The 26,245-nt window shown below is 68.9% G+C and carries 27 protein-coding genes; 17 read left to right on the plus strand and 10 right to left on the minus strand.

The annotated features are described in order from the left end of the window. Position 1: 1 nt before the first annotated feature. On the minus strand, positions 2–676 hold the full coding sequence (gene radC, locus N7640_RS02755; protein WP_220811272.1) for a DNA repair protein RadC: 675 nt from the start codon (positions 674–676) through the stop codon (positions 2–4). 164 nt (positions 677–840) lie between these two features. Here radC and coaBC point away from each other — a divergent pair, with 164 nt between their 5' ends. The 4 genes from coaBC to argB all read left to right on the plus strand — a co-directional run bounded on the left by coaBC (position 841) and on the right by argB (position 6,088). Beyond that, a complete protein-coding gene (coaBC, locus tag N7640_RS02760; protein WP_220811271.1) occupies positions 841–2,049 on the plus strand; it encodes a bifunctional phosphopantothenoylcysteine decarboxylase/phosphopantothenate--cysteine ligase CoaBC in 1,209 nt (402 codons plus the stop codon). 24 nt (positions 2,050–2,073) lie between these two features. Continuing rightward, positions 2,074–2,529 carry a dUTP diphosphatase gene (gene dut, locus N7640_RS02765; RefSeq protein ID WP_220811270.1) on the plus strand — a complete coding sequence of 152 codons (456 nt, stop codon included), beginning with the start codon at positions 2,074–2,076 and terminating at the stop codon, positions 2,527–2,529. A gap of 1,220 nt (positions 2,530–3,749) precedes the next feature. Beyond that, on the plus strand, positions 3,750–5,156 hold the full coding sequence (gene algC, locus N7640_RS02770) for a phosphomannomutase/phosphoglucomutase (protein WP_279905518.1): 1,407 nt from the start codon (positions 3,750–3,752) through the stop codon (positions 5,154–5,156). 23 nt (positions 5,157–5,179) lie between these two features. Then, the gene (gene argB, locus N7640_RS02775; protein WP_220811269.1) at positions 5,180–6,088 is read left to right on the plus strand and encodes an acetylglutamate kinase; all 909 of its coding nucleotides are present in this window, start codon (positions 5,180–5,182) and stop codon (positions 6,086–6,088) included. Positions 6,089–6,110: 22 nt separating this feature from the next. Here argB and N7640_RS02780 read toward each other — a convergent pair whose 3' ends face one another. Continuing rightward, positions 6,111–6,698, minus strand: coding sequence for a DUF4124 domain-containing protein (locus N7640_RS02780; protein WP_279905505.1), 588 nt, complete (start codon positions 6,696–6,698; stop codon positions 6,111–6,113). A 30-nt stretch (positions 6,699–6,728) separates the two neighbouring features. Next, positions 6,729–7,370, minus strand: coding sequence for an orotate phosphoribosyltransferase (gene pyrE, locus N7640_RS02785; protein WP_279905506.1), 642 nt, complete (start codon positions 7,368–7,370; stop codon positions 6,729–6,731). 127 nt (positions 7,371–7,497) lie between these two features. Here pyrE and N7640_RS02790 point away from each other — a divergent pair, with 127 nt between their 5' ends. Continuing rightward, entirely contained in the window at positions 7,498–8,277 is a 780-nt protein-coding gene (locus N7640_RS02790) for an exodeoxyribonuclease III (RefSeq protein WP_220811266.1), read from the plus strand. A gap of 22 nt (positions 8,278–8,299) precedes the next feature. Here the strand turns inward: N7640_RS02790 and N7640_RS02795 are convergent, their stop codons facing one another. From N7640_RS02795 to rph, 3 genes are all read right to left on the minus strand, one after another. Next, positions 8,300–9,235, minus strand: coding sequence for a DUF808 domain-containing protein (locus N7640_RS02795; RefSeq protein WP_279905507.1), 936 nt, complete (start codon positions 9,233–9,235; stop codon positions 8,300–8,302). Between the two features lie 94 nt (positions 9,236–9,329). After that, positions 9,330–9,698, minus strand: coding sequence for a DUF4870 domain-containing protein (locus tag N7640_RS02800; protein WP_279905508.1), 369 nt, complete (start codon positions 9,696–9,698; stop codon positions 9,330–9,332). A 24-nt stretch (positions 9,699–9,722) separates the two neighbouring features. Next, positions 9,723–10,442, minus strand: coding sequence for a ribonuclease PH (gene rph / locus N7640_RS02805; protein WP_220811263.1), 720 nt, complete (start codon positions 10,440–10,442; stop codon positions 9,723–9,725). A gap of 157 nt (positions 10,443–10,599) precedes the next feature. Here rph and N7640_RS02810 point away from each other — a divergent pair, with 157 nt between their 5' ends. The 6 genes from N7640_RS02810 (at position 10,600) to N7640_RS02835 (ending at position 15,970) form a co-directional block, all read left to right on the plus strand. Next, positions 10,600–11,463: a YicC/YloC family endoribonuclease gene (locus N7640_RS02810; RefSeq protein WP_279905509.1), complete on the plus strand. Its 864-nt coding sequence runs from the start codon at positions 10,600–10,602 to the stop codon at positions 11,461–11,463. 30 nt (positions 11,464–11,493) lie between these two features. Then, positions 11,494–12,114, plus strand: a complete 621-nt coding sequence (gmk, locus tag N7640_RS02815; RefSeq protein ID WP_220811261.1) for a guanylate kinase — start codon at positions 11,494–11,496, stop codon at positions 12,112–12,114. Between the two features lie 255 nt (positions 12,115–12,369). Then, complete coding sequence (gene rpoZ / locus N7640_RS02820; RefSeq protein WP_220811260.1) at positions 12,370–12,636, plus strand: DNA-directed RNA polymerase subunit omega; 267 nt, start codon at positions 12,370–12,372, stop codon at positions 12,634–12,636. A 63-nt stretch (positions 12,637–12,699) separates the two neighbouring features. Then, complete coding sequence (gene spoT / locus N7640_RS02825) at positions 12,700–14,808, plus strand: bifunctional GTP diphosphokinase/guanosine-3',5'-bis pyrophosphate 3'-pyrophosphohydrolase (RefSeq protein WP_279905512.1); 2,109 nt, start codon at positions 12,700–12,702, stop codon at positions 14,806–14,808. 45 nt (positions 14,809–14,853) lie between these two features. Next, entirely contained in the window at positions 14,854–15,234 is a 381-nt protein-coding gene (locus N7640_RS02830) for a RidA family protein (protein ID WP_279905513.1), read from the plus strand. Between the two features lie 4 nt (positions 15,235–15,238). Beyond that, entirely contained in the window at positions 15,239–15,970 is a 732-nt protein-coding gene (locus N7640_RS02835; protein ID WP_279905514.1) for a hypothetical protein, read from the plus strand. A gap of 9 nt (positions 15,971–15,979) precedes the next feature. On the opposite strand, the gene N7640_RS02840 is transcribed toward N7640_RS02835, so the two are convergent. The 3 genes from N7640_RS02840 to N7640_RS02850 all read right to left on the minus strand — a co-directional run bounded on the left by N7640_RS02840 (position 15,980) and on the right by N7640_RS02850 (position 18,331). Beyond that, on the minus strand, positions 15,980–16,606 hold the full coding sequence (locus N7640_RS02840; RefSeq protein WP_279905519.1) for a LysE family translocator: 627 nt from the start codon (positions 16,604–16,606) through the stop codon (positions 15,980–15,982). 69 nt (positions 16,607–16,675) lie between these two features. Beyond that, entirely contained in the window at positions 16,676–17,476 is an 801-nt protein-coding gene (locus tag N7640_RS02845) for an AraC family transcriptional regulator (protein WP_279905515.1), read from the minus strand. Further along, the gene (locus tag N7640_RS02850; RefSeq protein ID WP_279905516.1) at positions 17,477–18,331 is read right to left on the minus strand and encodes an NAD-dependent epimerase/dehydratase family protein; all 855 of its coding nucleotides are present in this window, start codon (positions 18,329–18,331) and stop codon (positions 17,477–17,479) included. A gap of 187 nt (positions 18,332–18,518) precedes the next feature. On the opposite strand from N7640_RS02850, the gene exbB reads away from it, so the two are divergent. The 6 genes from exbB (at position 18,519) to N7640_RS02880 (ending at position 25,469) form a co-directional block, all read left to right on the plus strand. Beyond that, positions 18,519–19,607, plus strand: coding sequence for a tonB-system energizer ExbB (exbB, locus tag N7640_RS02855; protein WP_220811254.1), 1,089 nt, complete (start codon positions 18,519–18,521; stop codon positions 19,605–19,607). A gap of 3 nt (positions 19,608–19,610) precedes the next feature. Continuing rightward, the gene (gene exbD, locus N7640_RS02860) at positions 19,611–20,036 is read left to right on the plus strand and encodes a TonB system transport protein ExbD (protein WP_220811253.1); all 426 of its coding nucleotides are present in this window, start codon (positions 19,611–19,613) and stop codon (positions 20,034–20,036) included. Next, complete coding sequence (locus N7640_RS02865) at positions 20,033–20,737, plus strand: energy transducer TonB (protein WP_220811252.1); 705 nt, start codon at positions 20,033–20,035, stop codon at positions 20,735–20,737. Before exbD ends, N7640_RS02865 begins: the two co-directional genes overlap by 4 nt. Positions 20,738–20,948: 211 nt before the next feature. Then, positions 20,949–21,881, plus strand: a complete 933-nt coding sequence (locus N7640_RS02870; RefSeq protein WP_220811251.1) for a hydrogen peroxide-inducible genes activator — start codon at positions 20,949–20,951, stop codon at positions 21,879–21,881. Next, positions 21,878–23,953, plus strand: coding sequence for an ATP-dependent DNA helicase RecG (recG, locus tag N7640_RS02875; RefSeq protein ID WP_279906033.1), 2,076 nt, complete (start codon positions 21,878–21,880; stop codon positions 23,951–23,953). Before N7640_RS02870 ends, recG begins: the two co-directional genes overlap by 4 nt. 103 nt (positions 23,954–24,056) lie before the next feature. Next, positions 24,057–25,469: an aminoacyl-tRNA deacylase and HDOD domain-containing protein gene (locus N7640_RS02880; RefSeq protein ID WP_279906032.1), complete on the plus strand. Its 1,413-nt coding sequence runs from the start codon at positions 24,057–24,059 to the stop codon at positions 25,467–25,469. Between the two features lie 30 nt (positions 25,470–25,499). Here N7640_RS02880 and N7640_RS02885 read toward each other — a convergent pair whose 3' ends face one another. Next, positions 25,500–26,228: a hypothetical protein gene (locus N7640_RS02885; protein ID WP_279906031.1), complete on the minus strand. Its 729-nt coding sequence runs from the start codon at positions 26,226–26,228 to the stop codon at positions 25,500–25,502. Positions 26,229–26,245: the final 17 nt, after the last annotated feature.

Here is a 26,245-nt window from a genome sequence, read left to right on the forward strand (position 1 = left end):
TCTACAGCCAGCCGTACTCGGCCATCGACAGCGGCTCGCCATCGCCGACGATGAAGTGGTCGAGCACGCGCACCTCGATCATGTCGAGCGCCTCCTGCAGGCGCTCGGTGAGCAGGCGGTCGGCCTGGCTGGGCTCGGCGATACCGGACGGATGGTTGTGCACCAGGATGGCCGCCGCGGCGTTGTGCGCCAGGGCGCGCTTGACCACCTGGCGCGGGTAGACGCTGGCCCCGTCGATGCTGCCGAAGAACAGCGCCTCGAAGCAGATCACCCGGTGCTTGGCGTCGAGGAACAGGCAGCCGAACACCTCGTGGTGCTCGTGGCGCAGGCGCGCCTTCAGGTAGTCGCGCACCGCCTGCGGGCTCTCCAGCGCGGAATCGCGGCGCAGCCGCTCGGCCAGGTGGCGCCGGCTCATCTCCAGCACCGCCTGCAGCTGCGCGTACTTCGCCGGTCCCAGCCCCAGGCGCTGGCCAAAGGCGCCGAGATCGGCCTCCAGCAGGGCGCGCAGGCTGCCGAAGTCGGCGAGCAGGCGGCGGGACAGGTCCACCGCGCTGTGGCCGGACACCCCAGTGCGCAGGAAGATGGCCAGCAGTTCGGCGTCGCTCAGCGCCGCCGCCCCCAGTTGCAGCAGTTTTTCCCGCGGGCGTTCCGCCGCGGGCCAGTCGCGTATGCTCATGGCACCTCCTTGTGACGAATGGACGGCGCGCGAAGGCGCCCCGTGCAGCCCGCTGTTCCGGCGCAGGCCCTGTGCTATCTTAGCCCGGCTTTTTTGGCGCGTTGGTCGGCCTGGGGAGGCGCCTCCACGCGTTGCTATCCACACCACATTATTAAGGCAGGCCTATGCAGCGGCTGTATCGGAAACGCATCGTCCTGGGCGTGGGCGGCGGCATCGCCGCCTACAAGAGCGCCGAACTGGTCCGCCGCCTGCGCGACCAGGGCGCCGAAGTGCGGGTGGTCATGACCCGCGGCGGCCGCGAGTTCATCACCCCGCTGACCCTGCAGGCGCTGTCCGGCCACCCGGTCCACCTCGACCTGCTCGATCCGGCCGCCGAGGCCGCCATGGGCCACATCGAGCTGGCCAAGTGGGCCGACCTGGTGCTGATCGCCCCAGCCACCGCCGATCTCATGGCGCGGCTGACCCAGGGCGTGGCCGATGACCTGCTCACCACCCTGGTGCTGGCCACCGATGCCCAGGTCGCCCTGGCCCCGGCGATGAACCAGGCCATGTGGCGCGACGAGGCCACCCAGGCCAACGCCAAGGTCCTGCTGCAGCGCGGCATGCACCTGTTCGGCCCCGCCGCGGGCAGCCAGGCCTGCGGCGACGTCGGCCCCGGCCGCATGCTGGAAGCCGACGAGCTGGCCCAGCGCGCCGCCGACTGCTTCCAGCGCCAGGCGCTGACCGGCCGCCACGTGCTGATCACCGCCGGCCCGACCCAGGAAAACATCGACCCGGTGCGCTACATCACCAACCACAGCTCCGGCAAGATGGGCTTCGCCCTCGCCGAGGCGGCCGTGGAGGCCGGCGCCAAGGTCACCCTGGTGACCGGCCCGGTGCACCTGCCGACGCCCGACCGGGTCAACCGCATCGACGTGGTCAGCGCCCGCGACATGCTGGCCGCCTGCGAGGCCGCCATGCCCTGCGACCTGCTGATCGCCTCGGCCGCCGTGGCCGACTACCGCCCGGAAGTGGTCGCCGAGCACAAACTGAAGAAGGACCCCGCCAGCGGCGAGGGCCTGCTCCTGCAGCTGGTGCGCAACCCGGACATCCTCGCCACCATCGCCGGCCGCCAGGATCGTCCCTTCAGCGTGGGCTTCGCCGCAGAAACCGAGAACCTGCTCGGCTATGCTGCGCGCAAGCTGAAGGACAAGAACCTCGACCTGATCGTCGCCAACGACGTGGCCAACCCGACCATCGGCTTCAACAGCGAAGAGAACGCCATCACCGTGATCGACCGCGAACTGCAGGCGAGCGCCTTCGCCCAGACCAGCAAGAGCAAGATCGCCCGCCAACTGGTGGCCTTCATCGCCGAGCGCCTGAACCGCGCCTGACACCATTCGTCTACGGAACCCGCCATGCACGCTCTGCAAGCCAAGATCCTCGACCCGCGCCTGGGCAGCGACTTCCCCCTGCCGCAGTACGCCACCCCGGGCTCCGCCGGCCTCGACCTGCGCGCCATGCTCAAGGAAGACACCGTCCTCGAGCCGGGCCAGACCCTGCTGATCCCCACCGGCCTGTCCATCTATATCGCCGATCCGGGCCTGGCCGCCCTGGTGCTGCCGCGCTCCGGCCTCGGCCACAAGCATGGCGTGGTGCTGGGCAACCTGGTCGGGCTGATCGACTCGGACTACCAGGGCGAGCTGATGGTGTCCTGCTGGAACCGCGGCCAGACGCCCTTCACCATCGCCATCGGCGAGCGCATCGCCCAACTGGTGCTGGTGCCGGTGGTGCAGGCGCATTTCGAGCTGGTCGAGGAGTTCGACGCCAGCCAACGCGGCGCCGGCGGCTTCGGCCATTCCGGTAGCCACTGAGTCAGCCCGCCCATCAGGATGCATTGCCAGGGAGACGTTGCGTGAAATTCTCAAAACGTACCGCCAAGGACACCGGCCAACCCCTCTCCGCCGCCCCGGCCAAGCCGGCGCGCCAGGTCTCCAATGACCAGAAGGCGCTGATTCCCGGCGCCCTGGCGGCCTTCGGCGGGCTGTTGCTGGCCGGCGCGCTGATCGGCTTCAGCCTGCTGGGCATCGGCAAGCAGCAGCAACAGCAGCTGGTCGAGGCCTGGGGCGGCAGCCAGGCGGGCGCCCTGCAGCAGGCCCAGCGGCAGCTCCAGGCGGACGCCCAGGCCGCGGCCGGCGACCCGGCGCTGCTGGCGGCCCTGCAGAGCGGCGACCGCAACCTGATCGCCAGCGCCGAACGCAACCTCCTGCACTGGCAGGGCGTGGTCGACGCCCACATCAACCTGCCGCGCCGCGCCGCGCTGGACGTGGGCCGCACCGGCCCGATGAACTTCGCCGCGCTGGACATGCTGCAGCGCCTGGAAAACGGCCAGGCGCCGGCCATCGAGGCCTACAAGATCGGCGAGCGCTGGCTGGCCTATACCACCGCCCCCCTGCGCAGCCCGGGCAGCGACCAGCTGCAGGGCACCCTGCTGCTGGTGGTCGACCTGGAACGGCTGCTGGCCGCCCTGCCCGCGTTGCCGGAAGGCATCGGCCAGGTCCAGCTCAGCCAGAAATTCGCCACCACGCCGGCACAGACGCTGCTCTCCCGCGGCACCGCGGCCGGCCCGGCGCAGCGCTTCGAGACCGGCAACCCCAACTGGCAGCTCGACTTCGCGCCGGGTCCGGCGCTGAGCGGCGCGCCGCTGTCGCCGGTGATCCTCGCCATCGCCGGCCTGCTGGCCCTGGCGGGTGCCCTGATCGGCCTGATGCTGACCCGCAATCATCTGCTCGGCCGCCTGCGTGGCGACGTGCAACAGCTCGCCGGCATGCTCCAGGAGCTTTCCAGCGGAAAGTCGGTCAAAGCCTTCGGCCTGCACTTCACCGCCCTGGATGGGCTGGCGCAGAGCCTGGCGCGCCTGCCGCGCCCGAAGAAAGAAGCATCAAGGCCGGAGCCTGGCAGCCCAGCCAACAGCGCCCCGTCGGCGAGCACCAGGCCGACGCAGCTGGCAGACCCGATGTTCCAGGCTACCGATATTCTCGATATCGACATCCTCGACGAAGACCAGGATCTCCTGGGATTGGAGCAACCTTTCATGGACAGCCCCGTGCAGAACGTACAGACCCCACCGAAACTCCCCGCCAGCATCTTCCGCGCCTACGACATCCGTGGCGTGGTCGGCGACACTCTGACCACCGAGGCCGCCTACTGGATCGGCCGCGCCATCGGCTCGGAAAGCCTGGCCAAGGGCGAGCCGCACGTGGCCGTCGGCCGTGACGGCCGCCTGTCCGGCCCGCAACTGGTGCAACAGCTGATCCAGGGCCTGCTGGACTGCGGCTGCCAGGTCACCGACATCGGCATGGTGCCGACCCCCGTCCTGTACTTCGCCACCCACGTGCTGGAAGGCAAGTCCGGGGTGATGCTCACCGGCAGCCACAACCCGCCGGACTACAACGGCTTCAAGATCGTCATCGCCGGCGACACCCAGGCCAACGAGCAGATCCAGGCGCTCAAGACGCGCATCGACAACAACGACCTGGCCAGCGGCGTCGGCAGCGTCGAGCAGATCGACATCCTCGACCGCTACTTCAAGCAGATCCGCGACGACATCGCCATGGCCAAGCCGATCAAGGTGGTGGTCGACTGCGGCAACGGCGTGGCCGGCGTGATCGCCCCGCGCCTGATCGAGGCCCTGGGCTGCAGCGTGATCCCGCTGTACTGCGAGGTGGACGGCAACTTCCCCAACCACCACCCGGACCCGGGCAAGCCCGAGAACCTCAAGGACCTGATCGCCCGCGTGAAGAGCGAAGGCGCCGACCTCGGCCTGGCCTTCGACGGCGACGGCGACCGCGTCGGCGTGGTGACCAACACCGGCACCATCGTCTACCCGGACCGCCTGATGATGCTGTTCGCCAAGGACGTGGTCTCGCGCAACCCCGGCGCCGACATCATCTATGACGTCAAGTGCACCCGCCGCCTGGGCGCGCTGATCAGCGGCTACGGCGGCCGCCCGGTGATGTGGAAGACCGGCCACTCGCTGATCAAGAAGAAGATGAAGGAAACCGGCGCCCTGCTGGCCGGCGAAATGAGCGGCCACGTGTTCTTCAAGGAGCGCTGGTTCGGCTTCGACGACGGCATCTACAGCGCCGCGCGCCTGCTGGAAATCCTCAGCCAGGACCGCCGCGACGCCGAGCACGTGTTCTCCGCCTTCCCGCTGGACATCTCCACGCCCGAACTCAACGTCACCGTCACCGACGAGAACAAGTTCCGCCTGATCGACCGCCTGCAGCGCGACGGCGTCTGGGGCGAGGCCAACCTGACCACGCTCGACGGCGTGCGCGTCGACTATCCCAAGGGCTGGGGCCTGGTGCGCGCCTCCAACACCACACCGGTGCTGGTGCTGCGCTTCGAGGCGGAGACCGAGGAAGAGCTGGCGCGCATCAAGGAAGTATTCCGCGCCCAGCTGTACAACGTCGCCCCCGACCTCAACCTGCCGTTCTGATCCGTTCCGGAGCCCGTTCCACCATGACCCTCAATCGTGATGCCGCCACCCAAGTCGCCAAGGTCCTGTCCGAAGCGCTGCCGTACATCCGTCGTTTCGTCGGCAAGACCCTGGTGATCAAGTACGGCGGCAACGCCATGGAAAGCGACGAGCTGAAGGAAGGCTTCGCCCGCGACATCGTGCTGATGAAGGCGGTGGGCATCAATCCGGTGGTGGTGCATGGCGGCGGTCCGCAGATCGGCGACCTGCTCAAGCGCCTGTCGATCGAGAGCCACTTCATTGACGGCATGCGCGTTACCGATGCGCAGACCATGGACGTGGTGGAGATGGTCCTCGGCGGCCAGGTCAACAAGGACATCGTCAACCTGATCAACCGCCACGGCGGCAGCGCCATCGGCCTGACCGGCAAGGACGCCGAGCTGATCCGCGCGAAGAAGCTCACCGTCACCCGCCAGACCCCCGAGATGACCCAGCCGGAGATCATCGACATCGGCCATGTGGGCGAAGTGGTCGGCGTCAATACCGACCTGCTGGGCATGCTGGTGAAAGGCGACTTCATCCCGGTGATCGCCCCCATCGGCGTGGGCGCCAACGGCGAGTCGTACAACATCAACGCCGACCTGGTGGCCGGCAAGGTAGCCGAAGCGCTGAAGGCCGAGAAACTGATGCTGCTGACCAACATCGCCGGCCTGATGGACAAGCAGGGCGAAGTGCTCACCGGCCTGACCACCGAGCAGGTGGACGAGCTGATCGCCGACGGCACCATCTACGGCGGCATGCTGCCGAAGATTCGCTGCGCCCTGGAGGCGGTGCAGGGTGGTGTGACCAGCGCGCACATCATCGACGGGCGCGTGCCCAATGCGGTGTTGCTGGAAATCTTCACCGACAGCGGTGTCGGCACCCTGATCAGCAATCGCAAGCGCCACTACTGAGGATGGCGCCTGCGGGGCGGGCTCACTCGCCCCGCAGTTCGACCAGGCGCGCGCGGTCGGCGGCGAAGGAGGTCTCGGCCTCGGCGCGGTTCTTCTGGTAGCGCTGGATATCGCGCTCGACGCCGACCTGCTCGGCCTTGATGTTCTCGATCTGCACCAGCAGGTGCTCCGGCACTTCGCGGCCGGCGCGCTCGAACTCCGCGGCCTGGGCCTGCAGGTTGGCCTGCTGGGTGTGCAGCGAGCTGAGGTTGCTGTGGGCCACGCCGATGACCCCGTCCAGCTCGGCCAGCTTGCGATCGCGGGCGCGGTCGACGTCGGCCGGCTCGGAGTACATGCGCAGCAGGTGGACGTCGGACTTGGCCTTGGCCTTCTCCTCGATCATCCGCTTGCGCTCTTCCAGGCTGGGCGCCGGCGGCACGTCGCGCACCACCCGGCCCTGCTCGTCCACCACCTGGTAGCCTTTCTCGATGTATTCAGGCGGCACGCCCAGGCGGTCGAGCACCGTCACACCCTTGTCGTTGCGATAGCGGTAATACTCGCCCGCCGCCACAAGCGGCACATGGCCGAACCCCAGAGCCAGGGACAGACTGAGCGCGACCGGTTTGAGCATGAGCAAGCACATCCTGTTTATTGTTGGTTTTCAGATGCCGTACTGCGCGCGGTAGGCCTCCACCGCCGGCAGGTGCTTCTTGAGTTCAGCATCGCCTGCCAGATAATCCAGCACCTGCTCCAGGGAAACAATACTGATCACCGGCATGCCGTAGTCGCGCTCCACTTCCTGGATCGCCGACAGCTCGCCCTTGCCACGTTCCTGGCGGTTCAGCGCGATCAGCACGCCGGCCGCCTGGGCGCCCTGGCCCTGGATGATCTGCATCACCTCGCGGATCGCGGTGCCGGCGGTGATCACGTCGTCGACGATCATCACCCGCCCGGCCAGCGGCGCGCCGACCAGGGTGCCACCCTCGCCGTGGTCCTTGGCTTCCTTGCGGTTGAAGCACCAGGGCAGGTCGCGGTCGTGCTGCTCGGCCAGCGCCACGGCGGTGGCGGCGGCCAGGGGGATGCCCTTGTAGGCCGGGCCGAACAGCACGTCGAAGCCGATGCCCGCATCCACCAGCGCGGAGGCGTAGAAACGCCCCAGCCTGGCCAGGGCCAGGCCGCTGTCGAACAGGCCGGCGTTGAAGAAGTAAGGACTGGTGCGCCCGGACTTGAGGGTGAACTCACCGAAACGCAGCACCCCGCGCTCGATGGCAAAACGGATGAATTCGCGCTGGTACGCCTGCATGAAGGACTCCGGAGGGCACGGCTCTACGGGAGCTTCCGATACCACGCACGCGGCTCGCAAGTCCCATGAATCTAGCTAATGGGAATAACTCGGGTATCATACCCGCACGAGTTTTCAGGGGCCATTTATGCGGATCATCAGTGTGAACGTGAATGGTATTCAGGCCGCGGTCGAGCGAGGTTTGCTCAGCTGGCTGCAGGCCCAGAATGCCGACGTGATCTGCCTGCAGGATACAAGAGTCTCTTCCTTCGAACTGGACGATCCGGCCTACCAGCTGGATGGCTACTTTCTCTATGCGGCCGATGCCGAAGTGCCTGCCCAGGGCGGCGTGGCGCTCTACTCGCGCCTGCAACCCAAGGCGGTGATCCACGGCCTCGGCTTCGAGATGGCCGACCGTTACGGGCGCTACCTGCAGGCCGACTTCGACAAGGTGAGCATCGCCACCCTGTTGCTGCCGTCCGGCCAGGGCGGCGACGAGAGCCTGAACCACAAGTTCAAGTTCATCGACGACTTCACCGGCTACCTGGACAAGCAGCGCCGCAAGCGCCGCGAGTACATCTATTGCGGCTCGCTCTATGTGGCGCACCAGAAGCTGGACGTGAAGAACTGGCGCGACAGCCAGCAACTGCCGGGCTTCCTCGCCCCCGAGCGCGCGTGGCTGGACGAAGTGATCGGCACCATGGGTTACGTCGACGCACTGCGCGAAGTCAGCCGCGAGGGCGACCAGTACAGCTGGTGGCCGGACAACGAGCAGGCCGAGATGCTCAACCTCGGCTGGCGCTTCGACTACCAGCTGCTCACCCCCGGCATGCGCCGCATCGTGCGCAACGCCAAGCTGCCGCGCCAGCCGCGCTTCTCCCAGCATGCGCCGCTGATCGTCGACTACGACTGGCTGCTCAGCGTCTAGCCGGCAGCCAGCACGTCACCTCTCAGGAACGCAGGGCCTTCCAGGCCTTGCCGACGACACTCACCACAGCCAGCACCATGCCGCCCGCCAGCACGCCGAACAGCGCGTTGATCACGGTCGGCGCCAGCACGGCCAGTACACCGCCGACTGCAGGCACGCCGGCGATCGCCTCGCTCCAGTGGTGGATCAGCTCGTGGGCGCCGGGAATGCCATGGGTAAGGATGCCGCCGCCGACCATGAACATGGCCGCCGTGCCCACCACCGACAGCAACTTCATCAGCCAGGGCGCCAGCCACAGGATGCCGCGCCCCAGGCCCTGCGCCGCGGCGCTGGCGCGCTGGCTCAGGTACAGGCCGGCGTCGTCCAGCTTGACGATGCCGGCGACCAGGCCGTACACGCCGACGGTCATCAGCAGGGCGATGCCGGACAGCACGATCACCTGCTGCAGGAACGCCTGCTCGGCCACCACGCCCAGGGTGATGGCGATGATCTCGGCAGAGAGAATGAAATCGGTGCGCACCGCGCCCTTGATCTTCTCCTTCTCGAACGCCTGGACGTCCACCGCCGGGTCCGCCAGCGCCTGGACGTGCTCGGCGTGGCGCTGCTCGACCTCTTCCTTGCTGTGCAGGAACTTGTGCGCGAGCTTCTCGAAGCCCTCGTAACAGAGGAAGGCGCCGCCCAGCATCAGCAGCGGCGTCACCAGCCAAGGCGCGAAGGCGCTGATCAGCAGGGCCGCCGGCACCAGGATGGCCTTATTGATGAACGAACCCTTGGCCACCGCCCAGACCACCGGCAGTTCGCGCTCGGCCTTGACGCCCGTCACCTGCTGGGCGTTCAGCGCCAGGTCGTCGCCCAGCACACCGGCGGTCTTCTTCGCCGCCACCTTGGTCATCACAGAGACATCGTCGAGCACGCTGGCGATGTCATCGAGCAGTGTCAGCAGACTGGCTCCAGCCACTTCCGGCTTCCTTGTATGAGTGGTTGAGGGTTTCGCCGGGGTCGATTCGATGTCCGGCGGCACAGCAAAAGGCCCCGCATGCGGGGCCCGGAAATCACTTGATCAACCTCCAGCACAGCGGATATCGGTAGGTCTTGCCTTCGTTGGCCCTGATCCCGGCGATGATGGTCAGCACCAGGGCGACCACACCGACCAGCACCATCAGCGGGAAGCCGATCAGCACCCAGGCCAGCAGGCCGCAGATCATCATGGCGATGCTGTAGGTGATCTGGAAGTTCAGCGCCTCGCGCCCCTGATCGTCGACGAAGGGGTCCATCTCCTTCTTCAGCTGCCAGACGATCAGCGGGCCGATGACGTTGCCGATCATCGGCGCCAGCACCCAGAAGAAGGCCGCGTAGTGACACAACATGGCCCATTGCCGGGCTTCCTGGCTCGGCGTGGGGATGAGGTTCTGCTCTTCCATCGGGCTCTCCGTGGGCAACAGGAATCAGTCGGCCAGGCTGGCGCGCTGCAGCTCGAACAGCTCGCGCATGCCCTGCTGGGCCAGCGCCAGCATGGCATTCAGCTCTTCCGGCTGGAAGGGGGCGCCCTCGGCGGTGCCCTGCACCTCGATGAAGCCGCCAGCGTCGGTCATCACCACGTTGAGGTCGGTCTCGGCCGCGGAGTCTTCCAGGTAGTCCAGGTCGAGCACCGGCTCGCCCTGGTAGATGCCCACGGACACGGCGGCGACCATCTGCTTGAGCGGCTCGCCCTTCAGCGCGCCGCGCTTCTTCAGCACCTTCAGCGCGTCGGCCAGGGCCACCATGGCGCCGGTGATGGAGGCGGTGCGGGTGCCGCCGTCGGCCTGGATCACGTCGCAGTCGATGTAGATGGTGTTCTCGCCCAGCTTGCTCATGTCCAGCGCGGCGCGCAGCGAGCGGCCGATCAGGCGCTGGATCTCCAGGGTACGGCCACCCTGCTTGCCGCGGCTGGCCTCGCGCTGGTTACGCTCGCCGGTGGCGCGCGGCAGCATGCCGTACTCGGCGGTCAGCCAGCCCTGGCCCTGGCCCTTGAGGAAGCGCGGCACGCCGGACTCGACGCTGGCGGTGCAGATCACCTTGGTGTCGCCGAACTCCACCAGCACCGACCCCTCGGCGTGCCTGGTGTAGTTGCGGGTGATGCGCACGGAACGCAACTGGGTGGAAGCACGGCCGCTGGGACGTTTCATCTACTGGTACCTGTATAAAGCGGAAATCTCGGGCGTCGCGGCGCCCGACCTGCCGGCATTATAGGGCCGCCGCAGATGGCGCGACACGCCCGATTGGGCCGGCGGTCGCACTGCGCTACAATCCCGCGCCCATTCGTCATTTCACGAGGCCCTCACCATGGTGCACAGCATGACCGCCTTCGCCCGCACCGAAGGCGCCGAGGCCCACGGCACCCTGAGCTGGGAACTGCGCTCGGTCAACCATCGCTACCTGGAGCCGCACCTGCGCCTGCCGGAAGCCTTCCGCGACCTGGAAGGCGCGGTGCGCGAGGCGCTGCGCCAGGGCCTGTCGCGCGGCAAGGTGGAATGCACCCTGCGCTTCGCCGAAGAGAACGCCGGCAGGAGCCTGCAGGTGGACGGCGAGCGCGCCCGGCAACTGGTCGAGGCCGCCGAGCAGGTGGCCGCGCTGATCCGCCAGCCGGCCCCGCTCAATCCCCTGGAAGTGCTGGCGTGGCCCGGCGTGCTGGTGGCCGACGCCGCCGATCCGCAGGCGCTGAACGCCGCCGCGCTGAAACTGTTCGAGCAGGCCCTGGGCGAGCTGAAGAACGGCCGCGCCCGCGAAGGCGCCGAACTGGCCCGGCTGCTCAACGAGCGCCTGGACGGCATCCTGCAGGAGGTCGCCGCCCTGCGCGAGCTGGTGCCGGAGATGCTGGCCAACCAGCGCCAGAAGATCGAGACCCGCTTCGCCGAGATGCGCGCCGAGCTGGACCCCCAGCGCCTGGAGCAGGAACTGGTGCTGCTGGCGCAGAAAAGCGACGTGGCCGAGGAACTGGACCGCCTGTCCACCCACGTCACCGAGGTGCGCCGCGTGCTCAAGGCCGGCGGCGCCGCCGGCCGCCGCCTGGACTTCCTCATGCAGGAACTCAACCGCGAGGCCAACACCCTGGGCTCCAAGGCCTTCGACCCGCGCAGCACCCAGGCCGCGGTCAACCTCAAGGTCCTGATCGAGCAGATGCGCGAACAGGTCCAGAACATCGAATAAGCCGCCAGGCCCGAGCCACAGGACAGACAGATGACCCTCGCCACCGGCACCCTCTACATCGTTTCCGCACCCTCCGGCGCCGGCAAGACCAGCCTGGTGAAGGCCCTGCTCGACAGCGACGCGCGCATCCGCGTGTCCGTGTCGCACACCACCCGCGCCATGCGTCCCGGCGAGCAGGACGGGGTCAACTACCACTTCGTCGACCACGCCCGGTTCAGCGCGATGATCGAGCGCGGCGAGTTCCTAGAGCATGCCCAGGTGTTCGACAACTTCTACGGCACCTCCCAGGTCTGGGTCGAGCAGACCCTCGCCGCCGGCTCCGACCTGATCCTGGAGATCGACTGGCAGGGCGCCCAGCAGGTCCGCCGGCTGATGCCCGAGGCCAGGTCGATCTTCATCCTGCCGCCGACCCAGGAGGCGCTGCGCCACCGCCTGACCAACCGCGGCCAGGACAGCGCCGAGATCATCGAGCGGCGCATGCGCGACGCGGTCAGCGAGATGAGCCACTACGTCGAGTACGACTACCTGGTGATCAACGACGACTTCGCCCACGCTCTGGACGACCTGAAATCGATCTTCCGCGCCAACCAGCTGGACAGCGCGCAACAGGCGAAACGCCACGCCGGTCTGCTCAGCGAGCTGCTGAGCTGACGGCCCCGGCCAGGTATCGCGGAGCAGCGGCGCACACACGGCCCCGTCATCCCCGCGAAGGCGGGGACCCAAAAAACACAGCGCCCATGGACTCCCGCCTGCGCGGGAATGACGGATGTCTCCTGATAGGAGGCCTTCACCCGATCGCCCTGCGCCACCGAAAGGTCTTCCCTAATCGCTGGTGATTTTTTAGACTATTCAGTCCGCTCGCCCATCCGGGCCTAGCCTTATCTGCTATTTGCCACGAGGAACACCATGGCCCGCGTTACCGTTGAAGACTGCCTGGAGAACGTAGACAACCGCTTCGAGCTGGTCATGCTGGCCACCAAGCGTTCCCGCCAGCTGGCTACCGGCGGCAAGGAGCCGAAGGTCGCCTGGGAAAACGACAAGCCGACCGTGGTCGCCCTGCGTGAAATCGCCGCCGGCTTGGTGGACTCCGAATTCGTCGCCCAGGAAGACCTGGTCGAGGAAGAGCCGCTGTTCGCCGCTGCCTTCGAGGAAGAGGCCAACGAGCCTCTGTAAGCCAATGCCTGGTCGAAGTCTCGCGGCACCGGGTAAAGCGCCGACTCGGCAGGGGGTGATCCCTTGCCGAGCATAGACACCCTCGCCGACAGACTTTCGTCCTACCTGGCACCGGATCAGGTCAACCTGGTCCGCCGCGCCTACTTCTACGCCGAGCAGGCCCACGATGGCCAGCGCCGCCGCAGCGGCGAAGCCTACGTCACCCATCCGCTCGCCGTCGCCAGCATCCTCGCCGACATGCACATGGACCATCAGAGCCTGATGGCAGCTATGTTGCACGATGTGATCGAGGACACCGGCATCGCCAAGGAAGCCCTCACCGCGCAGTTCGGCGAGACCGTCTCGGAGCTGGTGGACGGGGTCAGCAAGCTGACCCAGATGGACTTCCAGTCCAAGGCCGAGGCCCAGGCCGAGAACTTCCAGAAGATGGCCATGGCCATGGCCCGCGACATCCGCGTGATCCTGGTCAAGCTGGCCGACCGCCTGCACAACATGCGCACCCTGGAAGTGCTGTCCGGCGAGAAGCGCCGGCGCATCGCCAAGGAAACCCTGGAAATCTACGCGCCCATCGCCAACCGGCTGGGCATGCACAACATGCGCGTGGAGTTCGAGGACCTCGGCTTCAAGGCCATGCACCCGATGCGCTCCGAGCGCATCCGCGCCGCGGTCCGGCGCGCCCGGGGCAACCGCAAGGAAATCGTCGCCAAGATCGAGGAATCGATCACCGCCTACCTGCAGCGCGAGGGCCTGCAGGGCGAGGTGATGGGGCGCGAGAAGCACCTCTACAGCATCTACCAGAAGATGCGCGGCAAGCGCCGGGCGTTCAACGAGATCATGGACGTCTACGCCTTCCGCATCATCGTCGACAAGGTCGACACCTGCTACCGCGCCCTCGGCGTGGTGCACAACCTGTACAAGCCGCTGCCGGGCCGCTTCAAGGACTACATCGCGATTCCCAAGGCCAACGGCTACCAGTCGCTGCACACCACCCTGTTCGGCATGCACGGTGTGCCCATCGAGATCCAGATCCGCACCCGCGAAATGGAAGAGATGGCCAACAACGGCATCGCCGCCCACTGGCTGTACAAGTCCGAAGGCGACGAGGTGCCGAAGGGCAACCACGCCCGCGCCCGCCAGTGGGTCAAGGGCGTGCTGGAGATGCAGCAGCGCGCCGGCAACTCGCTGGAATTCATCGAGAGCGTGAAGATCGACCTGTTCCCGGACGAGGTCTACGTGTTCACGCCCAAGGGCCGCATCATGGAGCTGCCGAAGGGCTCCACGGCGGTCGACTTCGCCTACGCGGTGCACACCGACGTCGGCAACAGCTGCATCGCCTGCCGCATCAACCGCCGCCTGGCGCCGCTGTCCCAGGCCCTGGAGAGCGGCTCGACGGTGGAAATCGTCACCGCCCCCGGCGCGCGGCCGAACCCGGCCTGGCTCAACTTCGTGGTCACCGGCAAGGCGCGCACGCACATCCGCCACGCGCTCAAGCTGCAGCGCCGCTCGGAGTCGATCAACCTGGGCGAACGCCTGCTCAACAAGACCCTCACCGGCTTCGACAGCCATCTGGAGAAGATCGCCCTGGAGCGCATCCAGGCGGTGCTGGCCGAGTATCGCCTGGAAGTGATCGAGGACCTGCTGGAAGACATCGGCCTGGGCAACCGCATGGCCTACGTGGTGGCGCGCCGCCTGCTCGCCGAGACCGGCGAGGCCGCGCCCAGCCCGGACGGCCCGCTGGCCATCCGCGGCACCGAGGGCCTGGTGCTCAGCTACGCCAAGTGCTGCACGCCGATCCCCGGCGACCCCATCGTCGGCCACCTGTCGGCCGGCAAAGGCATGGTGGTGCACCTGGACAGCTGCAAGAACATCGCCGACATCCGCCACAACCCGGAGAAGTGCATCCAGCTCAACTGGGCCAAGGACGTGGCCGGCGAGTTCAACGTCGAACTGCGCGTCGAACTGGAGCACCAGCGTGGCTTGATCGCCCTGCTCGCCAGCAGCGTCAACGCCGCCGACGGCAACATCGAGAAGATCGGCATGGACGAGCGCGACGGCCGCATCAGCGTGGTCCAGCTGGTCATCAGCGTACATGACCGCGTGCACCTGGCCCGCGTCATCAAGAAGCTGCGCGCCCTCAAGGGCGTGATCCGCATCACCCGCATGCGCGCCTGAGGGCGCGCCGCCGCAGAACAACAAATCCCCGGAATCGGAGTTCCCATGAGCAAGACCGTCATCACCTCGCCCAACGCCCCCGCCGCCATCGGCACCTATTCCCAGGCGATCAAGGCCGGCAGCACCGTCTACCTGTCCGGGCAGATCCCGCTGGACCCGAAGACCATGGAACTGGTGCAGGGCTTCGAGGAGCAGACCGTGCAGGTGTTCGAGAACCTCAAGGCGGTGATCGAGGCGGCCGGCGGCTCGTTCAAGGACGTGGTCAAGCTGAACATCTTCCTCACCGACCTGAGCCACTTCGCCAAGGTCAACGAAGTCATGGGCCGCTACTTCGAGCAGCCCTACCCGGCCCGCGCCGCCATCGGCGTGGCCGCCCTGCCGCGCGGCGCGCTGGTGGAAATGGACGGCGTGCTGGTCCTCGAGTAAGCCCATGCGCCATCCGCTCCTGATCGCCCTGGCCGCCGGCCTGCTGGCCGGCTGCGCTGGCCCCGGCAGCCCCGACGGCACCTGGATCAACCAGCCCATCATCGACGCCGCCCGCGAAGGCATCCCCCTGCACGAGGCACTGCTGGCCCATGGCCCGGTCCTCGAATGGCGGGTCGACAGCCAGCGCGGCCAGGCCGTGTTCAGCAACGGCTTCGAGACGCCCCAGGGCGACCTGGCAGCCACCGAGAGCGGTCGCTGGCAGGTGAGCTACCGGGACGCCCACCAGGACGAGCTGGAAGTGCGCGGCGACGAACTGGTCCAGCACGCCAACAACTACGGCCCGGAACAGCGCTTCGCCCGGCCGCAGAGCGAGGCCGAGAACGGCGCGCTCCTCGGCAGCAGCTTCGAGTGGGCGCTGTACGACGCCTACCTGGGCGGCGGCGAGTGGAAGATCCGCGAAGGCGTCGGCCGTGGCGGCCTGGTGCTGTTCCATCCGGACGGCCGCCTGGAGGGTCTGCCGGGCGCCGACCGCTACGCCCTGTGCCTGGCCGGCGACTGCGCCTCGATGACCGAGGGCGACAGCCTGTGGCTGCAGCTCGGCAACCAGGGCGCACCCTGGCTGTTCGAGCGCGACGGCGACCGCTTGCGCATCCTCGAAGCGGTCAACCGGGCCGCGGCCGACGAGTTCCCCGACTACCGCCCCGGCCGCCAGGCCTGGCTGCTGGAACGCGACTGAGCCCGTCGTTCACGATCTCGCTAGCCCTGCCAGCAGCCACACCCCCAGCGCCGCCAACAGGCCGCCGCACAGCCGGTCGAGCAGCGCCACCCGCCGTTGCAGCCGGCCGCGCCAGCGCTGGTGGCCGAGCAGGCGCACCAGCGCCATGTCCCAGCCCAGCACCACCAGGGTCATCCAGGCCATGCTCGCGGCCAGCCCCCAGGCCGGCATGGCCGCCTCGCGCAGCGCGCCGAACAGCCCGGCGTAGAAGATCGGCAGCTTGGGATTGAAGCTGCTGGCCAGCAGCCCTTCGACGAAACCTCTGCGCCAGGAGCCGCGCGCCTCTGCCTCCAGGCGGTCCGGCAGGTCGAGGCGCCGGCGGGCCAGCAGCGCGCGGCCGCCGAGCCAGACGAAGTAGGCCCCGCCGGCCCCCTGCAACAGGCGCCACCAGAGTCCGTCGACCGACGCCACCAGGCCCAGCAGCGCCAGCACCATCGCCATGCTCAGCAGGTTGGCGGTGGCGATGCCCGCCGCGCAGCCATCCGCGTGCCGGCGGCCGCGCACCAGCGCCGCGCGCAGCAGCAGGAAGAAATCGGGGCCGGGCGACAGCAGCGCGGCGAAATGGGTACCAGCCACCAGCAGGAACAGGGCGAACACGATCACGGACCTCCTCGAAAACGGAGGGCCAGTGTCGATAGCGGCGGTGGACGCCGTCTTGGAAGAAACTCAGGTCGCGGCGGCGGTGCGGAAACGTCCCGGGCTGACCCCGGTGAAGCGCTTGAAGGTGCTGCCGAAGTGCGCCTGATCGTAGAAACCCAGGGCCAGTGCCACGTCCAGCGGCGCCTGGCCATCCAGCAGTAGGCGCTTGGCCTCGCGCACCCGGCGCTGCAGCAGGTAGGTGTGCGGCGGCACGCCGTAGGCGCGGCGGAAGGCCTCGATCAGGTGGCGCGGATGGCGCTGCACCAGGCCGGCGAGCTGTTCCAGGCTGACCGACTCGGCGTAGTGCGCCTCCAGGTACTCGCGCAGGCGCGCGGTCGTGCCGCCGTCGCGGGGCGCCGGAGCCGCCTCCGGCAGGCCGCCGTGGCGCACGAACACCCGCTCCAGCACCTCCAGCAGCTCTGCCTCCAGCACCAGCGCGTCGCCGCGCTCGAACTCCGCGGCCAGGCGCGCCAGGCCCGCCGCCACCTGGCCGTCATCGGCCGGATTGAGCTCGCGGAAGCCGCCCGGCAGGCGCTTGCGTCCCAGCAGGGCCGGCAGGCGCGCTTCCTCGACGTAGAGCATGCGGTAGACCAGGCGCTCCGATTCGGCATGGCCGGTATGCGGCTCCTCCGGGTTCATCAGCGACAGGGTGCCGGCGGGCAGCGCGTGGCGGGCGCCGCGACAGAGGTAGCCGCCCACGCCCTGGAGGATCGCGCCGACGGCGAAGGCGTCGTGGCTGTGCCGGCCGAACTGCTGGCCGGAGAAGTCGGCGTGGAACAGCTCCACCCCGGGCAGCCAGGGCCGGGCCAACAGGCGGTTGGCTTCCATTCAGTCGCGGCCTTCCAGCACCGCCGCGTAGCCTTCGCGGTAGCTGGGATACTGCGGCGCCCAGCCGAGCGCGCGGGCGCGGGCATTGCTGCAGCGCTTGCTGCCGGCGCGGCGCACGCTCTGCTCCTCGGCCCAGTGCTCGACTCCCAGGCGCTCGCGCAGCCAGCCGACCACCTCGTGCAACGGCGCCGGCGCGTCGTCCACGCCCAGGTAGCAGTCGGCCAGCGGCCGGCCCCCGGCGTCCGCCGCCAGCAGGAAGGCCAGCAGCCCGGCGGCGTCCTCGGCGTGGATGCGGTTGGCGTACAGCGGCGGCTCGCTGGCCACCCGGTAGCCCTGGCGCACCTGGCCGAGCAGCCATTCACGGCCCGGGCCATAGATGCCGGTGAGGCGCACCAGGGTCGCCGGCAGGCCGCTGTCCAGCGCCAGGCGCTCGGCCTCCAGCATCACCCGGCCGGAATAGCTTTCCGCCTCGGCGGGCGAACCCTCGTCGATCCACTCGCCCTGCTGCTGGGCATACACCCCGCTGCTGGAAACGAACAGCAGGCGCCGCGGCCGCTGGCCGCGCTCGGCCAGCCAGGCTAGGACATGGCGCAGGCCGTCGACATAGGCGCTGCGGTAGCCCGCCTCGTCGTGGCGGGTGGCGGCGACGCAGTACACCAGATAGTCCGGCCCGGCGGCCGGCCAGGCCGGCGGACACTCGGCCCGCTCCAGGTCGGCGGCCACCGGCAGCACGCCGGCGGGCAGGGATGCGACATCGCGCCGCAGGCCGTGGACGGTCCAGCCGAGGGCCAGCGCGCGACGCGCCAGACGGCTGCCGACATCGCCGCAACCGACGATCATCAGGCTCTTGGACATGGATAACACCTCGAAAACAGGAAACGGACCGGCCGGTCCGGGAAGGACGTCACGGACAACGGCTGTGCAGAAAGGTTACATCGTTACTTTCATAAACAAGAATTACTTGCAATAATGCTGGCCTTTTTTAGCGGGAGCCACCCAAAAGGGTCCCGCCCAGTGCACACCCCACTTAGGTCCGGCCAGCATGAATCGTAACGCTCTCCGCACACAATCCTCCCGTCTGCCTCTCGCGGCCCTGCTGTTCGGCCTGCTGCTGCCGCTCGGCGGCCATGCCGAAGAGGTCACGCCCGCGGCGCCCGCCGCCGTCCAGGAGCAGCCGGCCGTAGCGACCGAGACCACCGCCGCCCCGATCGCCGGCGAGGCAATCCCCGCCGCAGCCCAGCCTTCCCAGGCCGAAGCACTGAAGGCCAGGCTGGCGGCACTGGGCGCCGAGGCGACCTCGGAGCAGATCGAAGCCACCAAACAGGAGTTCCTGCAGCAGAACGGCATCACCGGCCCCGAAGCCGAGCAGCTGCTGCTGGCCGTCGACGAGCCGGCCACCGGCAACGAACTGGTCGAAGGCGACAACGCCATCCTCCACGACCTGTCGCCGATGGGCATGTACAACAACGCCGACAAGGTGGTGAAGAGCGTGATGATCGGCCTGGTGCTGGCCTCCATCCTCACCTGGACCGTGTGGATCGCCAAGGGCCTGGAGCTGCTGATCGGCCGCCGCCGCCTGCAGCGCGAGCTGGGCGACCTTAAGGGCGCGCGCAGCCTGAACCAGGCCGCCGAGCAGGCCCACGCCAAGCACAGCTTCAGCGCCACCCTGATCGAGGACGCCCGCGAAGAGCTGCGCCTGTCGGCCGGCTGCCGCGAGAAGGAAGGCATCAAGGAGCGCGTCAGCTTCCGCCTGGAGCGCCTGGTCGCCGCCAGCGGCCGCAAGATGAGCCAGGGCACCGGCGTGCTCGCCACCATCGGTTCCACCGCCCCGTTCGTCGGTCTGTTCGGTACCGTGTGGGGCATCATGAACAGCTTCATCGGCATCGCCAAATCGCAGACCACCAACCTGGCGGTCGTGGCCCCCGGCATCGCCGAGGCCCTGCTGGCCACCGCCCTGGGCCTGGTCGCGGCGATCCCGGCCGTGATCATCTACAACGTCTTCGCCCGCTCCATCGCCAGCTACAAGGCCCAGGTCGCCGACGCCTCGGCCCAGGTGCTGCTGCTGGTCAGCCGCGACCTGGACCAGCCGGCTGGCGAGCGCGCCCAGGCTCCGATCGCCAAGGTGGGCTGATCCATGAGCCTGCATCTGCACGAGGGCGGTGACGACCTCCAGGAAAACCACGAGATCAACGTCACGCCGTTCATCGACGTGATGCTGGTGCTGCTGATCATCTTCATGGTGGCCGCCCCGCTGGCCACCGTGGACGTGAAGATCGACCTGCCGGCGTCCACCGCCAAGCCGGCACCGCGCCCGGACAAGCCGATCTACCTGAGCATCAAGGAAGACAGCGCCCTGTTCCTCGACAACGAGCAGGTCGAGCCGGCCAAGCTCGGCGCCGCGCTGGACCAGCGCACCAGCGGCGACAAGGACAAGACCATCTTCGTCCGCGGCGACAAGGGCGTGCAGTACGAAGAGCTGATGCGCGTGATGGACAACCTGCGCGGTGCCGGCTACCTGAAGATCGGCCTGGTGGGCCTGGAAACGGTCGGAGCGCAATGAGCCAATCGCGACGCATACCGATCTGGGCCATCGCCTTGATGATCGCGGCCGGGCTGCACGTCGGCCTGTACCTGATCGCGCGGCTCAATCCCAAGGTCGAGCCCATGCAGGTGCCGCCGGCGGCGATGATGATCGAGCTGGAGCCGCTGGTGGCGCCGGTCGAGCCGCCGCCTCCGCCGCCGCAACCGGTGGTCGAGCCGGACGAGCCGGAGCTGCCGAAGGTGGTGGAAGCACCCAAGCCGAAGATCGCCATCGTCAAGCCGAAGCCGAAACCCAAGCCGAAGCCGCCACAGCCCAAGCCGCCGGAGCCTGAGATCAGGCCGCCGCAGGAAGAGGCCCCGGTGGTCGCCCGCGACGAGAAGGCCGCCGCGCCGCAGAAGGCCCCGGTCAGCGCGCCGACCCAGGCGCAGGTGAGCTGGCAGAGCACCCTGCTCGGCCACCTGGCGAAGTACAAGCGCTACCCGGAAGACGCCCGCCGTCGCGGCTTCGAAGGGGTCAACCGCCTGCGCTTCGTGCTCGACGCCAACGGCAAGGTGCTGTCCTACTCGCTGGTGGGCAAGTCCGGCAGCGCCTCGCTGGATCGCGCCACCCTGGAAATGATCCGCCGCGCCCAGCCGCTGCCGCCGCCCCCGGCGGACATGCTGCAGAACGGCCAGTTGGAGATCGTCGCGCCCTTCGTCTACTCGCTGGACAGGCGCTGACGGCAGCCGTAGCCCGGATGAAAACACGCCGCGACTCCCTTACCGGAGCCGCGGCGTTTTTCCGTGTAGGGCGGGTGAAACCCGCGTGCCCATTCGCGGGTTTCACCCGCCCTACCGCGCCAGCAGAAGCTTCCCGCGCTTGGCCCGTTGCCAGCCTTGGTTCCATCGAATGCAGCCGCTATGCTTGGCCGCGTCTCAATGGAATTTACCTATGACCCTCACCGAACTGCGCTACATCGTCACCCTCGCCCAGGAGCAGCACTTCGGGCGTGCCGCCGAGCGTTGCCACGTCAGCCAGCCGACCCTGTCGGTCGGCGTGAAGAAGCTGGAGGACGAGCTGGGCGTGCTCATCTTCGAGCGCAGCAAGAGCGCGGTGCGCCTGACCCCGGTCGGCGAGGGCATCGTCACCCAGGCACAGAAGGTGCTGGAGCAGGCCCAGGGCATCCGCGAACTGGCCCAGGCCGGCAAGAACCAGCTGGCCGCGCCGCTGAAGATCGGCGCCATCTACACCGTCGGCCCCTACCTGTTCCCCCATCTGATCCCGCAGCTGCACCGGGTCGCCCCGCAGATGCCGCTGTACATCGAGGAAAACTTCACCCACGTGCTGCGCGACAAGCTGCGCACCGGCGAGCTGGACGCGATCATCATCGCCCTGCCGTTCCAGGAAGCCGACGTGCTGACCAAGCCGCTGTACGACGAGCCGTTCTACGCCCTGCTGCCGGCCGGCCACCCCTGGGCCGAGCGCGAGACCATCGACAAGGAGCTGCTCAACGACAAGAGCCTGCTGCTGCTCGGCGAGGGCCACTGCTTCCGCGACCAGGTGCTGGAAGCCTGCCCGTCGCTGCGCAAGGGCGGCGACGACGCGGCCAAGCACACCACGGTGGAATCCAGCTCGCTGGAGACCATCCGCCACATGGTCGCCTCCGGCCTGGGCATCTCGATCCTGCCGTTCTCGGCGGTGGACAGCCACCACTACGCGCCGGGGGTGATCGAAGTGCGCCCGCTCAGCGCGCCGGCGCCATTCCGCACCGTCGCCATCGCCTGGCGCGCCAGCTTCCCGCGGCCGAAGGCCATCGAAGTGCTGGCCGACTCCGTGCGCCTGTGCTCGGTAGCCCGCCCCCAGGGTGAAGCCGTCCCGGCATGACCGAACTGGCGCAGGTCCCCGTCACTGCGCTCAAGGGCGTCGGTGACGCGCTGGCCGAGAAGCTGGGCAAGGTCGGCCTGGAAAGCCTGCAGGACGTGCTGTTCCACCTGCCGCTGCGCTACCAGGACCGTACCCGCATCACTCCCATCGGCGCCCTGCGCCCGGGCCAGGACGCGGTGGTCGAGGGCGTGGTGGCCGGCGCCGACATCGTCATGGGCCGCCGGCGCAGCCTGCTGGTGCGCCTGCAGGACGGCAGCGGCACGCTCAGCCTGCGCTTCTTCCACTTCAGCCAGGCGCAGAAGGACGCGCTCAAGCGCGGCACCGCCCTGCGCTGCTACGGCGAAGTGCGCCCCGGCGCCACCGGCCTGGAGATCTACCACCCGGAATACCGCGCCCAGAGCGGCGACGAGCCGGCGCCGGTGGAACAGACCCTGACCCCGATCTACCCCACCACCGAAGGCCTGACCCAGCAGCGCCTGCGCTCGCTGAGCCAGCTCGCCCTGGCCCGCCTCGGCCCGCACAGCCTGCCGGACTGGCTGCCCGCCGAGCTGGCCCGCGACTATCGACTCGGCCCGCTCGACGAGGCCATCCGCTACCTGCACCGGCCGCCGCCGGACGCCGACCTGGAAGAACTGGCCGAGGGCCGCCATTGGGCCCAGCACCGCCTGTCCTTCGAGGAGCTGCTGACCCACCAGCTGTCGCTGCAGCGCCTGCGCGAGCAGGTGCGCGCCCAGCAGGCGCCGGCGCTGCCGGTGGCGCGCAAGCTGCCGCAGCGCTTCCTGCAGAACCTCGGCTTCGCCCCCACCGGCGCCCAGCAGCGGGTCGGCGCCGAGATCGCCTACGACCTGTCCCAGGCCGAACCCATGCTGCGCCTGGTGCAGGGCGACGTCGGCGCCGGCAAGACCGTGGTCGCCGCGCTGGCCGCCCTGCAGGCGCTGGAGGCCGGCTACCAGGTGGCGCTGATGGCGCCCACCGAAATCCTCGCCGAGCAGCACTTCCTCAACTTCGGCCGGTGGCTGGAGCCGCTCGGCATCGAGGTCGCCTGGCTGGCCGGCAAGCTCAAGGGCAAGGCCCGCGCCGCCGCGCTGGAGCGCATCGCCGGTGGCGCGCCGATGGTGGTGGGCACCCACGCCCTGTTCCAGGACGAGGTGCGCTTCCAGAAACTCGCGCTGGTGATCATCGACGAGCAGCACCGCTTCGGCGTGCAGCAGCGCCTGGCGCTACGGCAGAAGGGCATCGACGGCCGCCTCTGCCCGCACCAGTTGATCATGACCGCCACGCCGATCCCGCGGACCCTGGCGATGAGCGCCTACGCCGACCTCGACACTTCGATCCTCGACGAGCTGCCGCCCGGGCGCACCCCGGTGAACACCCTGCTGGTGGCCGACAGCCGCCGCATCGAGGTGATCGAGCGGGTCCGCGCGGCCTGCCGCGAAGGCCGCCAGGCCTACTGGGTGTGCACCCTGATCGAGGAATCCGAGGAACTCACCTGCCAGGCCGCCGAAACCAGCTACGAAGAGCTGAGCGCGGCCCTCGGCGAGCTGCGCGTCGGCCTGATCCACGGCCGCATGAAGCCGGCGGAGAAGGCCGAGGTGATGGACGCCTTCAAGCGCGGCGAACTGCAGCTGCTGGTCGCCACCACCGTCATCGAGGTCGGTGTCGACGTGCCCAACGCCAGTCTGATGATCATCGAGAACCCCGAGCGCCTGGGCCTGGCCCAGCTGCACCAGCTGCGCGGCCGGGTCGGCCGGGGCAGCGCCGCCAGCCACTGCGTGCTGCTCTACCACGCGCCGCTGTCCCAGCTCGGCCGCGAGCGCCTGGGCATCATGCGCGAGACCTGCGATGGCTTCGTCATCGCCGAGAAGGACCTGGAGCTGCGCGGTCCCGGCGAGATGCTCGGCACCCGCCAGACCGGCCTGCTGCAGTTCAAGGTGGCCGACCTGATGCGCGACGCCGACCTGCTGCCGGCCGTGCGCGAAGCGGCGCAGGAGCTGCTGGCACGCTGGCCGCAGCACGTCAGCCCGCTGCTCGAACGCTGGCTGCGCCACGGCCAGCAGTACGGCCAAGTGTGAGCCGGCGCACAGACTGCCGCGGTTCACCTGTCCGGCAACCGGGTGTATCCCGCGGGGCGCTGGTTATACTCCCCCTCAGTAGTTCTTCTTCCGGATGTCGCCCATGACCGAAGTCGCCCTCGCCCCCGATGCCTCTCCGCGCCCGCCGACGGTGATCCTGCAGCTCCTCGAGAAACTCGGCGTGCCCTGCCACATACGGCCGGACCACCAGGCCCTGCCGGCCGCGCGGCGGGTGCAGGCAGTGTTGCTGGAGGACGCGGTCGGCGCCCTGCTGGTGCTGTTCCCGCAGAACCAGCTGCTCGACCTCAACCGCCTGGCCGAGCTGACCGGCCGCAAGCTGGTGGCGGTCAAGCCGGAACGCATGGAGCGCATGCTGGGCAAGCACAGCCTCGACCTGCTGCCGGGCCTGCCGCCGCTGACCAGCTCGCCCTGCCTGTACGACGAGCGGCTGCTCGACGAATCCAACCTGCTGATCGAGTCGGGCCAGGCCGGCGTGCTGCTGGAGATCGACAGCGAGCACTACAAGGCCATCCTCCTGGCCAAGGCCAGCGCCGCCCGCTTCGGCCAGCCGCTGACTAGCATCCGGCCGAACCTGGACCGGCCGGACGACGACCGCGCCGAGATCACCCAGGCCGTGCAGGCGTTCACCGCCCGCCGCATCCAGCAGCGCCTCGAGGAAACCATCGAGATTCCGCCGCTGCCGGAAACCGCGCAGAAGATCATCAAGCTGCGCGTCGACCCGGACGCCACCGTGGACGACATCACCGGCGTGGTCGAGACCGACCCGGCGCTGGCCGCCCAGGTGGTCAGCTGGGCCGCCTCGCCCTACTACGCCGCGCCGGGCAAGATCCGCTCGGTGGAAGACGCCATCGTCCGCGTGCTGGGCTTCGACCTGGTGATCAACCTGGCCCTCGGCCTGGCCCTGGGCAAGACCCTCAGCCTGCCCAAGGACCAGCCGCAGCAGGCCACGCCCTACTGGCAGCAGGCGATCTACACCGCCGCCATCATCGAGGGCCTGACCCGTGCCATGCCCCGCGCCCAGCGCCCCGAGGCCGGCCTGACCTACCTCGCCGGGCTGCTGCACAACTTCGGCTACCTGGTGCTGGCCCACGTCTTCCCGCCGCACTTCTCGCTGATCTGCCGCCATCTGGAGGTCAACCCGCACCTCAGCCACGGCTACGTCGAGCAGCACCTGCTGGGCATCACCCGCGAGCAGATCGGCGCCTGGCTGATGCGTTTCTGGGACATGCCGGAGGAGCTGGCCACCGCGCTGCGCTTCCAGCACGACCCGGACTACGACGGCGCCCACGCCGCCTACCCGAACCTGGTGTGCCTGGCGGTCAACCTGCTGCGCAGCCGCGGCATCGGCAACGGCCCGCAGCACGACCTGCCGGACGCCCTGTTCGAGCGTCTGGGGGTGAGCCGCGAGAAGGCCGATGAAGCCCTGAATCGGGTGCTGCAGGCGGAAGTGGCGCTGCGTGAACTGGCTTCGCAGTTCAACCATCACGCCCAGTAGGTGCAGGCGGGGCCACCGCGGCCCCGCGCGCTACTTCAGTTTCGCCCGGCGCGCGGCGAACACGTCCGGCAGCGCCTTGACGCTGGCTTCGAGCACCACGCGCAGGGGTTCCTGCTCGTAGAGGGCAACGTATTCGCCGAGCTGATCGCTGGGCGTCTTGCGGTAGGCGTAGAGCATGAACGCCTCGATCCCGCTGGTGCTGGAGGCGCGCAGCGGCGCCAGCTGCGCGGCGGTCTGCTCGGCCAGTTCCTGCTCGCCCAGGTCGCCGCCACGGGCGCGCAGGGCCATCAGGGCCTGGGTCTTGCCCACCTCGTAGCGCAGCAGCGTGGCCAGTTCGGTGGTGTGCGCCGCCTTGTCCAGGCGCCGTACCAGCTCCACGCGCGGCCCCAGCGGCGGGCGCTCCTGCAGCTGCTGGCGGTAGGCGGCCAGGCCGCCATCCTCGCCCACCGCGCGCTCGGCGGCGGTGAAGTGATGGGCCAGCGGGCTGTCGAGCAGCGTCAGCGCCGCCTCCAGCTGTTCCTGCCGGAGACCTGGCGCCATGCGCTCGGCCAGGTCGTCGCACAGCGGGCCGGCGGCGAAGGCCTCGCCCAGCGCCTTCTGCTGATCCTCGCTCATGCCGCGCTGCAGCAGCGGCGCGGCCTGCTCGCAGAGCAGCCTGACCCCGGCCAGGTCCAGCACGCGCGCCAGGGTGGCGTCGGTTTCGGCGCGGACCGGGAGTGCCAGCGACAGGAGCAGAGCGAGGAGAAACGACAGGCGCATCGGGGCGATATCCGTGA

Source organism: Pseudomonas sp. GD04015, assembly GCF_029837675.1.
In the GTDB taxonomy this organism is placed as follows: Bacteria; Pseudomonadota; Gammaproteobacteria; order Pseudomonadales; family Pseudomonadaceae; genus Aquipseudomonas; species Aquipseudomonas paralcaligenes.